Below are 12,730 nucleotides of genomic sequence, written 5' to 3' on the forward strand. Positions count from 1 at the left end.
TAAAGAAGCTGTATTAAAATGAAAATGTATTCATTTTGATACAGCCTTTATTATATTATCAAAGTTATGATATAACCCTGTTTTCTACAAGCAGTCCAGACCAGATAAGATCATTCAGCATATCGATCTTATTGTCATCCAGTGAAATATTCTGGAAAATAATGTCTTCTTTCATAAATTCGTAAACAACACCCAGCATGAAAGCAAGTATAAACTCTGTACTTACATCTTTAATAATTCCTCTGTCTATACTTTTCTCCCAGAATGAATTAAGAGTAACAGTTCCCTTAAAACGTCCTTTTTTTATCTCATCGGAAAGATAGCAAGAACTTTTTGAAGTTATAACAAAGTTCAGCATATTAGGATTTGCCCTGTAAAAAATAATGATATTTTTTACCAGTTTCTCCATAAGAGTAGTATATTCTGAATACTCTGCTTCTTTGGAAATATTTATATAGGTTTCCAGATTCAGTGACTCCATTAAATCGGCAATACAATAATGGTAAAGTGTATTCAGCAACTCTACCTTACTGGCGAAATAAAAATATACATTCCCCGGACTGACCTTTATTTTTTTGCATAATCTCCCTATAGATGCTTTCTCCAATCCTGTTTCAGCAATTAAATCCAGCATTCCTAACAAAATTTTATCTTTTGTTTCTATCATTTCTCCTTAAAATCTCCTTCATATTTTTAAAAGCTTACTATTTAGTAAAATCTTTCTGTTGATTGAATAATAATTCAAAACTCAAATAAAGTCAAGATAAAATTTGCAGATATTTAGGATAGTCATTCTAAAAATTGAACTTATGGTGAATTTATGTGTATTTAAGTTCTAAGAAAAAATAAAAAAATTTTTGTATATTAAGTAAAAAAAATTTTCAAAAAAAAAGTATAAGCATATAAAATATTTAAACCATTTCCATTCTATGATATAATTAGATAAAAATATAGTAAAGAGGGTATAAAATGTATAATGCTTTAGGGATAAGCTACGGAGAACTGGCTTTAAAAGGAAAAAACAGAGGAAATTTTGAGAGAATACTGAACACAAGAATAAGAAATATACTAAAAGGAACAGATTATAAATTGACAATAGACAGTTCAAAATTATATATATTGTCAGATCAGGAAAATATAGACGAAATAATAAGAAAAATAAAAAAAATATTTGGGATAGTGCTTATTTCACCGTCTGTCCGTGTGGAAAATGATGAAGACGAGATAAAGAAAGCTGTTTTGGAAATTGCTGAAAGGGCTTATGACAGCGGAGCAAGAAATTTTAAGGTAGACGTAAAAAGAAATAATAAAAAATTCCAGAAAAAATCAATGGATTTTGCAAAAGAGCTGGGCGGACATATTCTTGTAAACAGCAAGTTTGAACATGTGAAAATGAAAAATGCAGATGTAACAATATATCTTGAGATAAGAAACAGTACATATATCTGCACTGAAAAAATAAAAACATACGGCGGACTTCCTCTAGGAACTACAGGAAAAGGACTGGTGCTTCTTTCAGGAGGAATAGACAGTCCGGTAGCTGCTTTTATGATGGCAAAAAGAGGAATGTTTGTAAATGCTGTTACATTTCACAGTTTTCCGTTTACCAGCACTCAGGCATTGGAAAAAGTAAAGGATCTTTCTGAAATTCTGTCGCTTTATATACCAAAGACAAGACTTTTTTCAATGAATATACTAAAAATACAGCAGGAAATAAATCAGAAAACTAATAAAGATCTGGCTACTATTCTTACAAGAAGAGTGATGATGAGACTGGCAGAAAGACTTGCTAAAGACAGAGGATTCGGTGCCTTAATAACAGGGGAAAGTCTTGGTCAGGTGGCGAGCCAGACAATAGGCGGACTTACATGTACCAATGCTTCAGTAAAGGATATTCCCGTTTTCAGACCGCTTATAGGTATGGATAAGACTGAGATTATAAATATTGCTACAGAGATAGATACATATGAAAAATCAATAGAACCATATGAGGATTCATGTGTGATTTTTGCACCAAAACATCCCGTGACTAATCCAAAGCTGGAAAATGTACTGATTGAAGAGGAAAAAATCGAAGATTATAATGAACTTATGGAAGAAATATATAATAATATGGAAATTTTTACTTTTGAATAATCGCAACGAATTTTTGAAGAGCAGGTGAGGCCGTGAAAAAGAAAGTAGAGAAAATATATAACAGAGTCAAGACTTTTAAAGAGCATTTTGAAAAGCAGATACTTCTTGTAATAACTGTATACAGAAACTATAATGACAGCCAGACACAGCTTTGGACAGCTTCACTGACATATTATTCCATACTGGCTGTAATTCCCGTAATAGCTCTTACTCTGGGTATAACCAAAGGATTCGGGATAGATATGTTTTTTGAGGAAAAGATATACTCTATGTTTCCTGAAAGCAAAGAGGGCGCCTCTATGATTATAGACATGGCAAAAAGACTTATTGACTCCACTAAAGGAAGTGTCCTTACAGGTGTCGGAGTAGTTATCCTTTTGTGGACAATACTGAAACTGCTGCTGATGCTGGAAAATGCTTTTAACAGAATCTGGAAAGTAAAAAGGGACAGATCCATTGTAAGAAGAATGATAGACTATGTGGCTATTGTTTTTTTAGGGCCTATATTTTTTGCAGTGGTATTGGCGACAATATCTTTTCTTACACATTATCTGAGGATGCTGGCAAAAGGATTTTTATTCAGTACAGGTGTACCGCTGTTTCTTAATTTTGCAGGATTTTTGATTATAATATTGCTGTTTACATCTATTTATATTATAGTCCCGAATACAAAGGTTAAGTTCAAACCGGCTCTTGTTGCTGGAATATCCACAACGATAATGTTTTTCGTTCTAAAATTTGTATTTTTTCATGTTCAGTCTACAATTTCGAAATATAATGCAATATATGGAAGTTTATCATTTATTCCTATATTCCTTATATGGGTTCAGTATATCTGGATGTCTGTACTGGTTGGCGCACAAATAAGTTTTTCGAGCCAGAATCTTGAAAAATACAGTGTAAACAGAAATGCAGATGAAATGCCTATAAAGCTGAAAAAAGAACTTTCCATACTGGCGGTTTACTGTATATCAAAAAGATTTCATGAGGGTGAGACGCCGTACAGCAGCAGAGAGCTTGCCAAAGAACTGGGAGTGGAAGTTCCTGTAATGAGAGATATAATAAACAGTCTTGAAGATATAGAAATAGTCAATGAAATAGTTAATGACAGCGATGATGATAAATATCAGATTTCTGTTGACCCCGCAGTTCTCACGCTGGATATGCTGCTGAACAAAATGGAGATCAGGAATATGCAGTTGTATGAAGATGTGGAAATAAGCAAAAAATATAAGCCGATATTGAAAAATATACAGGAAGATATAATTTGTAAAAATGAAAAACTAATAAAAGATATAGATAAATAATTTTGCTTTGTGATATAGCAGAGAGTAAATACAGGCAATATTACATTTGTTATTTTAAATTTAAATTCAGAAAAAACATCAGGAGATGATATGGAAATAATAATAGTGGTTTTAATAATAATTGTTATTCTGATACAATTATTTGGTATTTTTTTCCAAAATAAAAAAAGAGCGGCAGAAAGTTCAGAAGTTACAGAGCTTTTAATAAAGAATATAGAAAATGAAAAAGAAATATTTATGCAGATGGAAAGTAATCTTGCTTTGAAGAGTAAAAATACACTTCTTGAAGGTTTGCAGGATGTAAATAAAAATCTTTCGGGAAATAATGAAAATCTGCTTATGAAATTCGGAGATTTCAGCCAGAATCTTACTAATACCTCAGCAGAAAATAACAGAATTCTTACAAAGGATATCAATATATTTAAAGATGAATTTAAAACCAGCATGAATAAGGATTTTGAGCAGTTAAACCTGAAAATAGAATCAAGGCTTGATATGCTGAATCTGAAAGTAGAAGAAAGACTTTCGAAAGGATTCGAGCAGACAACAAAAACATTTAACAGCATAATAGAAAGACTCAGCAAAATAGATGAAGCACAGAAGAAAATAGACTCTCTTTCTACGAATATTATATCATTGCAGGATGTGCTTACTGATAAAAAGAGCAGGGGTATTTTCGGGGAAATACAGCTGAATCAGATATTAAAAACAGTTTTTGGCGAGAGAAATGACAGGGTTTTTTCACTTCAGTACAAACTTTCCACAGGGGTAATCACAGATGCGGCAGTTTTTGCGCCGGAACCTGTGGGGACAATCTGTATAGATTCCAAGTTTCCTCTGGAAAACTATAAACGTATGTTTGACAAGAACCTTGAGGAATCACAGAGAGAGCTTGCCAAAAAAGAATTCGGAATAAATCTCAGAAAGCATATTGATGATATTTCGGGAAAATATATTGTATCAGGTGAAACAGCAGATCAGGCTATAATGTTTCTTCCTGCCGAGGCTATATTTGCCGAAATAAATGCGTATCATCAGGAAATAATAGAATATTCCCACAAGAAGAAAGTATGGCTTGCATCACCGACTACTTTAATGTCTGTACTTACTACGCTTCAGGTGGTAATGGTAAATGTGGAAAGAGAAAAATACGCCCATGTGATACAGGAAGAATTGCTCAGATTAGGACAGGAATTTGACAGATATCAGAAAAGATGGAGTAATCTTGAAAGAGATATAGACAGAGTACATAAAGACGTAAAAGATATCACAACTACTTCAAATAAAATAAGCAAGAGATTCGATCAGATATCTACTGTAAAACTGGGAGAAAAGTCAGAAATAATGATATCTGAATCTGAGTCAGACAAGGAGGATTAATGGGGAAGAAAGGAAAAATAGTCGTTTTTGGCATATTTCTTCTGGTTTTTCTGGGAGTCAGCAAGAAAATAAGCTTTGAAAAAGTAATGGACGGAGGAGAAGATATTATCAGCACTATAAGTCTTATGGATAAAGAAAAGGAGAGTTCCGGAAATGAAGAAAAAGCGGGACAGGAAGATGTGAAAATAGGAAATCCTTTATATATAAGAGTATTTAAAGAAGAAAAAGAGCTGGAAATGTGGATAAAGAATGACAAAGGTACGTATAGTCTATATAAAGTATTTGATATATGTACTTTTTCCGGAGGACTTGGACCGAAGAAAAAAGAAGGCGACAAAAAAAGTCCCGAAGGATTCTATTACACCAAAAAATCATTTTTAAATCCAAACAGCTCGTATCACCTTTCATTTAATATTGGATATCCAAATGAATATGACAAAAGTCACGGCTATACCGGAAGCCTGATTATGATTCACGGAAACTGTGTATCTATAGGATGTTATGCCATGACTGATAAATATATAGAGGAAATTTACGGAATAGTAGAGAAAACATTGAATAAAGGGCAGGAAAAAATAAATGTGGATGTTTTCCCGTTTAAGATGAAACAGGCTAATATGAAAAGGCATAAGAATTCGGAATACTACAGCTTTTGGGAAGAGATAAAATTTGGTTATGATTATTTTGAGAAAAATAAAATACCGCCGAAAGTAATAGTGGAGAATAAGAAATACAAACTGGCGCCGTAATTTATTCAGCCTAAGCTTTGAGCAGAGTAAAAAATGAATGTACCTCTTGACAAAAATACAAAAAAGGTATAATCTGATTTATCAGAAAAAATTACATGATGTAAGGAGGAGAAATGAGCCGGATAGTAAAAATAGGAAATGTATTAATAGGCGGCGGAAATCCTATAGCAATACAATCAATGACAAACACTGAAACAAAAGATGTAGATGCCACGGTAAAACAGATAAAGGAACTGGCAAGTGCAGGGTGCCATATAGTAAGAATGGCAGTGAAAGACAAGTATGATGCAGAAGCAGTTAAGGCAATAAAACAAGAGGTGCCCGGAGTTCCGCTGGTAGCAGATATACATTTTGACTATAGATTAGCCCTTGCGGCAATGGAAAACGGAATAGACAAGATCAGAATAAATCCCGGAAACATAGGTGACGAGGGAAAAGTAAAACTGGTGGCAGATGAAGCCAAAAGAAGAAATATCCCGATAAGAATCGGAATAAATTCAGGATCTCTGGAAAAACATCTTTTGATGAAATACGGACATCCTACACCGGAAGCAATGGTGGAAAGTGCAATGTTTCATGTGAGACTTCTGGAAAAATACGGTTTTGAAGATATTGTGATTTCTCTGAAATCAAGTAATGTAAAAACAATGTATGATGCATATGTAAAAATGTCGCAGGAAACAGACTATCCTCTTCATCTCGGCGTAACAGAAGCCGGTACCATGGAAAGAGGAAGCATAAAAAGTGCAATGGGAATAGGCGGGCTTTTATTAAGAGGAATAGGCGATACGATAAGAGTTTCCCTTACTGAAAATCCGGTAGAAGAGATCGGAGTGGCGAAAACCATTCTAAAAGTAGCTGGTTATATAGATGAGGGAGTAGATATAGTTTCATGTCCCACTTGCGGAAGAACGGAAATTGATCTTATCGGCCTTGCAAAACAGGTAGAAAAGGAATTTAAAGATAAAAATTATAATATTGACATAGCAGTAATGGGATGTGTGGTAAACGGCCCCGGTGAAGCAAGGGAAGCAGACTACGGAATAGCCGGCGGGAAGCAGGTAACTGTTTTGTTTAAAAAAGGGGAGATAGTAAAAAAAGTAGCTGAATCAGAAGCTTTGGAAGAACTGAAAAAAATGATTGAGGAAGATATGAAAAAGTAATGATAAAAGCTGTTATATAATAAAGCCGGTATCTGGTCAGGAGCCGGTTTTATTTTACAGGAAATCACAGAAAAAATTCCGGATACTGTGAAATGTACTTTTTGTTACAGTTTCCTTGTGTAAAAAGTCAAATTATGTTATTATTAAGATAAAAAATAAAAATTATGGAAAGGGAGTTTCATGAGAGAGTACAATCCAAAAGAAATAGAAAACAAATGGCAGTTACAATGGGAAAAAGATAATATCTTTAAAAGTGAAAATGTCAGCGATAAGGAAAACTACTACACTTTGGAAATGTTTGCCTACCCGTCGGGGAAGCTGCATGTAGGGCATCTTAGAAATTATACTATAGGTGATGCCATTGCCAGATATAAAAAAATGAAGGGCTTTAATGTACTTCATCCGTTTGGATGGGATAGTTTCGGGCTGCCTGCTGAAAATGCGGCTATTGAAAATAAAGCACACCCGGGAGAATGGACCCGTAAAAATATAGATAATATGAAGAGACAGCTGAAGTTAATGGGAATATCCCATGACTGGTCACGTGAGCTGGCTACATATCAGGAAAACTACTATAAATGGAATCAGTGGATGTTTGTAAAAATGTATGAAAAAGGTCTGGTATATAAGAAAAGGTCTTATGTTAACTGGTGTCCTGAGTGTAATACAGTTTTGGCAAATGAACAGGTGGAAGATGGAAAGTGCTGGAGACATTCTAAAACTGATGTTATACAAAAAGAACTTGATCAGTGGTATTTTAAGATTACTGATTATTCGGAGGAATTGCTTCAGAGCCATGAAGAACTTGCCGGAAACTGGCCTGAAAAGGTAATTACAATGCAGAGAAACTGGATTGGGAAATCATACGGGACTGAAATAGACTTTGTACTTGATGACGGTGAAACAAAAATACCTGCATTTACTACAAGACCGGATACATTATATGGAGTGACATATGTAGTGTTAGCTCCTGAGCATCCTGTGGTAGAAGACATAATTCTTAGAGATAATCCTGAATTAAAAGCTAAAAATGATGCGATGATAAATGAGGATAAAATAGAAAGAACAGCAGAAGATAAAGAAAAAGAAGGATTTTTTACAGGAAAATATGTTACTAATCCTATAAACGGAGAAAAACTTCCTTTATGGGTAGGGAATTACGTTTTGATGGATTATGGAACTGGAGCTGTAATGGCGGTTCCTGCACATGATGAAAGAGATTTTTTGTTTGCAGGAAAGTATAGTATGCCTCTTAAAATAGTTATAGAGCCAGAAGGAGAAACACTGGATATCAGCACAATGAAACAGGCTTATACAGGTGAAGGACTGCTTGTTAATTCTGATAAGTTTAACGGAATGAAAAATAATGATGCAAAAGCGGCTATTTCAGAACATCTTGAAAAAATAGAAGGCGGATTAAGAACTGTAAATTACAGACTTCATGACTGGCTTTTAAGCAGACAAAGATACTGGGGAACGCCGATACCTGCATTATACTGCGAAAAATGCGGTCTTGTTATGGAAAAAATAGAAAATCTCCCTGTAAAACTTCCTATGGATATAGAATTTACAGGAGTGGGAAATCCTTTGGAAACTTCTGAGGAATTCAAAAGTGCAGCATGTCCTGTATGCGGCGGAACAGCTAAAAGAGAAACAGATACAATGGATACATTTGTGGATTCTTCATGGTATTATTTGAGATTTTTGAATCCAAATCTGGAAACAGCACCTTTTGATAAAACAGATGCAGATAACTGGACTCCTGTAGACCAGTATGTCGGCGGGGTAGAGCATGCTGTAATGCATTTGCTTTATGCCAGATTTTTTCATAAAGTACTGAGAGATATGGGACTTCTCAGCACAAACGAGCCGTTCAAAAGACTGCTTACACAGGGAATGGTTCTTGGGCCTTCATATTACTCAAATGAAGAGAGAAAATTCTATTTTGAAGAAGATGTAAATGTGGATACAAAGACAGATAAAGCATATTCAAAAAGAACAGGCGAAGAACTGGTAGTAAAAATAGAGAAAATGTCTAAGTCTAAGAATAACGGAGTAGACCCTGAAGTAATAGTAAAAGAATACGGGGCTGATTCTGCCAGAGTATTTACACTGTTTGCAGCGCCGCCTGAAAAAGAACTGGAATGGAATATGAACGGTCTTGCAGGGGCATACAGATTTTTGAACAGATTATTTTTATTAATAGAAGATACAAAAGAATTCACAGAAAACGGTGAGATAGATCACGGCAAGAGAAATAGCGAGGATTCGGAAATACAGAAAAAACTTCATCAGACAGTAAAGAAAGTAACTGAAAGTATGGAGGATAATTTTCACTTTAATACGGCAATAGCTGCATTGATGGAACTTTTGAATGATATGACAACATACAGACAAAAGGTTATTGATACTGGAAATATCAGCAGTGAATCAAAAAAGATATGGAAAGAAGTGCTGGAAAAGATAATATTAATGTTATCTCCTTTTGCACCGCATATGGCTGATGAACTATGGACTGCTTCTGGAAGGGAAGGATATTCTTTTCTTGAAGAATGGCCGGGATATATTGAGGAATTAACAAAAGAAACTAAGATTAACCTTGTAGTTCAGGTAAACGGAAAGCTGAGAGATACTATTCTGGCAGATGTTAATACACCTAAGGAAGAGCTGGAAAAAATAGCGCTTGATTCGGAAAAGGCCCAAAAGTTTACAGAAGGCAAGGAAATAGTAAAGGTTATAGTAGTTCCTAATAAACTGGTAAATATCGTAGTAAAATAACAAAAAACAAAACAGGAAAGAAAATATGAAAAATAAAGTTATAGTAGGAATGAGCGGCGGCATAGATAGTTCGGCCGCTGCTCTTTTTTTAAAAAAGCAGGGATATGAAGTAATAGGAATAACTTTGAAACATCTCCCTGATGAATTATCTGAAAGCGGCGGAAAAACCTGCTGTTCCATTGATGATATAACTGACGCAAAAAATGTATGCAGTCATTTGGAAATTCCCCATTATACCATTGATGTATCAGAAGAATTTCAAAAAGAGGTAATAGATTATTTTATAAAAATGTATAATGAGGGAAAAACTCCCTCACCTTGTGTTATATGCGATGAAAAGATAAAAATAAAAAAACTTGTGGAAATTGCAGATAAGATGGGGGCCGAATATATAGCAACAGGTCATTATTCAGGCAAAACATCAGAAAACAGGCTTGTATGGGACAATGAAAATACCAAAGATCAGACATATATGCTTTACAGGCTTGATATGAATACTCTTTCAAGAATGCTGTTTCCTCTTTCAGGATATAATAAAAAAGAAATACGTGAAATAGCAAAGGAAGCAGGAATAAAAATTCACTCAAAACCTGACAGTCAGGGAATTTGTTTTGCACCAAAAGGTTACGAAGAATTTTTGAAAAGCCGGAAAGAAATAGAGATAAAAGAAGGTTTGTTTTGTGATAAAGACGGAAAAGTTCTGGGGAAACACAGGGGATATCAGTTGTTTACAATAGGTCAGAGAAGAGGTCTCGGGCTTAATCTGGGGAAGATGTATTTTATAACTGATATTATACCTGAGAAAAATATGATAATTCTTGGAGAATTTCAAGATTTGATGAGAAAGTCTGTGAGAGTAATAAATTATAAATTTAATATAGAACTGGAAAGTGCAGCTGGAAAGACAATTATTGCAAGGCCGAGATTTTCCAGTAAGGGATTATCAGGCGGAATTATTGTGGAAAATAAGGAAGTTTACTTTATTTTTGATAATGAAAATGCAGAAAATGCAGAAGGACAGCATATAGTCTTTTATCTTGACAATGTACTTATCGGAGGCGGAGAGATAGAGTTTCATAAATTTTAGCGGGAGGTTTTTTAGCATGATTAATATCTTTGAGGTTTTCAGCAAAACATTTGATGATTATAAAAATAACTTTTTTAAGGCATCTCTTCTGTGCCTTATAATGTACTGGTTTTTCGAGAGGGGATCTATGATTTATACTCCCCTTGAATTTTTTATACACTCAACTTCAGGTGACAGTTTTTTTACTCTAAGATTTATATTAAGTTCTTTGATAACTTTATTATTAGGGTCTATTCTGATTTTCGGCGTTTATGATTATTTTTTGAAAATAAGCAGAAATGAAAATTATGGATTTATTATACTAAGGAAAAATTATAATCTTACAATAACAGGAATTTTTTTAATAATTGGATATTTTTTATCAGTTATAATGCTTTTTTTTATGGCATTTGTTTTTCCAGACAGAGGAGCAGCAATCAGTGGAAATATATATATGAATCAATATATAGAAATTATTATGGATTTTATCCCGTTATTTGTGATTTTATTTTACTCGCTTGTGTTTTTTGTGATAATAGATAATTCTCACTATAATGTCTGGGAAGTAATCAGGGAAAGCGTCCTTTTGTTTAGATTCATTGATATATTTAATCTCGCAGTCTTATATATATTTTTTGCCCTTTTAAAGTATGCCGCGGATATGACAAGGGGGATCGCTTATATATTTCTTGTCCCGATGCTTTTTCTCTTTATGGCAAATTATTATAATGAATTATATTTAAGGAAAAATTCGTAAAGTCGTACTACATGAAAATAAAAATATGGTTAATAAAAAAATATTGAAGTATCTTCTATCATTGATAATATTGAGTTTTTAATTACAAATGTATTTAGAAATAACATAAGAATAAAAAATATGTAATATTCCTAAAAAAATGACTGACAAAATTGTGGAAAAATGGTAATATAAGGATGTATGCATGATTTATATCTGTATTTTGAAGCTGTTTTTTGGCATTAAATAACTAAAGGTATAATAAAACGGGATTTTACACATTTAGGCATATTGGTTGAAAAATTCAAATTGTGGGAGTATGAAGAATGAGAGAGAAAATGAAGAGCGGGATTTACGGATATTTGATCGGTGATGCTGTTGGGGTTCCATATGAGTTTTGTACTTCTGAAAAACTCAGAAGACTGGAAAAAATAGATATGATACCTCCCAAAAAGTTTAACAGATCGCATAAAGAAGTAAAACCCGGAACATGGTCGGATGATGGGGCGCAAATGCTTTGCATGCTTGCGAGTCTCATGGAATGCAGAAATTTTAACATAAATAATCTGGCTAAAAAGCTTCTGGCTTGGTATGAAAAAGGGTATATGGCTGTGAATCAGAAAGTTTTTGATGTAGGGGTACAGACATCAAGATCGCTTTCGGAGTACAGCAAAACAAAGAATCCTCTGACATCCGGTATGGTGGTAAAAAACGGAAGAGGAAACGGTTCTCTTATGCGTGTATTTCCGTTAGGGTTATATAGTAATCATGAAGAGGATAAAATAGTGGAATATGCACATCTGCAGTCTATGATTACTCACGGGGATATCATTCCGCAGGTATGCTGTGCCTTTTACAGTCTATGGGTAAGAGAAACAGCAAAAGGCGGAAGTATAAAAGAATCATATGAAAAATCTGCCGAAAAACTTCAGAAGATATATGAAGGGCAGACAGAGCATCTCTATTATTTCAATGAGAGACTGAGACCGCTGGATTATAACATAAAAGGAAAAGGAACGGGTTATGTGCTGGATACGCTGAGAAGCGTACGTGATGTATTATTCGAACAGAATAACTATAAAGATGTAATAATAAATTCTGTATTACTTGGCAATGACACTGATACAGTAGCAGCTATAGCAGGAGGTATAGCAGGGATACATTATGGATATGACTCTATACCTGAAGATTGGCTGAGACTTTTGAAAGGGAAAAATGTTGTTGAGAAACTTCTTGCTAACTACTCTTAAAAATAAGTAAATTTTATAGTGAAAATATTTTTTATTAATTTTACTAATGTGTCTCTATTATGGTAATATATAATATAAGACATAAATTTAGACCAGTTATAAAATGTCAAGGAAAAAAAGAAGAATTTTTAAATAAAAAAATGAGTATCACAAAATAGACAGCAA

10 protein-coding genes are annotated in these 12,730 nt (G+C 33.9%); 9 read left to right on the top strand and 1 reads right to left on the bottom strand.

What is annotated here, in order from left to right; all coding sequences use genetic code 11:
• Nucleotides 1-64: 64 nt before the first annotated feature.
• The gene (locus NK213_RS02535; RefSeq protein WP_253346378.1) at nucleotides 65-667 is read right to left on the bottom strand and encodes a TetR/AcrR family transcriptional regulator; all 603 of its coding nucleotides are present in this window, start codon (nucleotides 665-667) and stop codon (nucleotides 65-67) included.
• 302 nt (nucleotides 668-969) lie between these two features.
• Between NK213_RS02535 and thiI the strand changes: the two genes are divergently transcribed.
• From thiI to NK213_RS02580, 9 genes are all read left to right on the top strand, one after another.
• Nucleotides 970-2,136: a tRNA uracil 4-sulfurtransferase ThiI gene (gene thiI / locus NK213_RS02540; protein WP_253346379.1), complete on the top strand. Its 1,167-nt coding sequence runs from the start codon at nucleotides 970-972 to the stop codon at nucleotides 2,134-2,136.
• Nucleotides 2,137-2,168: 32 nt separating this feature from the next.
• The gene (locus tag NK213_RS02545; protein WP_253346380.1) at nucleotides 2,169-3,443 is read left to right on the top strand and encodes a YhjD/YihY/BrkB family envelope integrity protein; all 1,275 of its coding nucleotides are present in this window, start codon (nucleotides 2,169-2,171) and stop codon (nucleotides 3,441-3,443) included.
• A gap of 90 nt (nucleotides 3,444-3,533) precedes the next feature.
• A complete protein-coding gene (locus NK213_RS02550; protein WP_253346381.1) occupies nucleotides 3,534-4,823 on the top strand; it encodes a DNA recombination protein RmuC in 1,290 nt (429 codons plus the stop codon).
• Nucleotides 4,823-5,572, top strand: coding sequence for a murein L,D-transpeptidase family protein (locus NK213_RS02555; RefSeq protein WP_253346382.1), 750 nt, complete (start codon nucleotides 4,823-4,825; stop codon nucleotides 5,570-5,572). Before NK213_RS02550 ends, NK213_RS02555 begins: the two co-directional genes overlap by 1 nt.
• Before the next feature lie 113 nt (nucleotides 5,573-5,685).
• A complete protein-coding gene (gene ispG, locus NK213_RS02560) occupies nucleotides 5,686-6,735 on the top strand; it encodes a flavodoxin-dependent (E)-4-hydroxy-3-methylbut-2-enyl-diphosphate synthase (protein ID WP_253346383.1) in 1,050 nt (349 codons plus the stop codon).
• Nucleotides 6,736-6,915: 180 nt separating this feature from the next.
• Nucleotides 6,916-9,513, top strand: a complete 2,598-nt coding sequence (leuS, locus tag NK213_RS02565) for a leucine--tRNA ligase (protein WP_253346384.1) — start codon at nucleotides 6,916-6,918, stop codon at nucleotides 9,511-9,513.
• 25 nt (nucleotides 9,514-9,538) lie between these two features.
• A complete protein-coding gene (gene mnmA, locus NK213_RS02570; RefSeq protein WP_253346385.1) occupies nucleotides 9,539-10,600 on the top strand; it encodes a tRNA 2-thiouridine(34) synthase MnmA in 1,062 nt (353 codons plus the stop codon).
• 16 nt (nucleotides 10,601-10,616) lie between these two features.
• On the top strand, nucleotides 10,617-11,336 hold the full coding sequence (locus NK213_RS02575; RefSeq protein WP_253346386.1) for a hypothetical protein: 720 nt from the start codon (nucleotides 10,617-10,619) through the stop codon (nucleotides 11,334-11,336).
• Nucleotides 11,337-11,641: 305 nt separating this feature from the next.
• A complete protein-coding gene (locus tag NK213_RS02580; protein WP_253346387.1) occupies nucleotides 11,642-12,565 on the top strand; it encodes an ADP-ribosylglycohydrolase family protein in 924 nt (307 codons plus the stop codon).
• The last annotated feature ends 165 nt before the right edge of the window (nucleotides 12,566-12,730 follow it).

The organism is Sebaldella sp. S0638 (assembly GCF_024158605.1).
Lineage (GTDB): Bacteria > Fusobacteriota > Fusobacteriia > Fusobacteriales > Leptotrichiaceae > Sebaldella.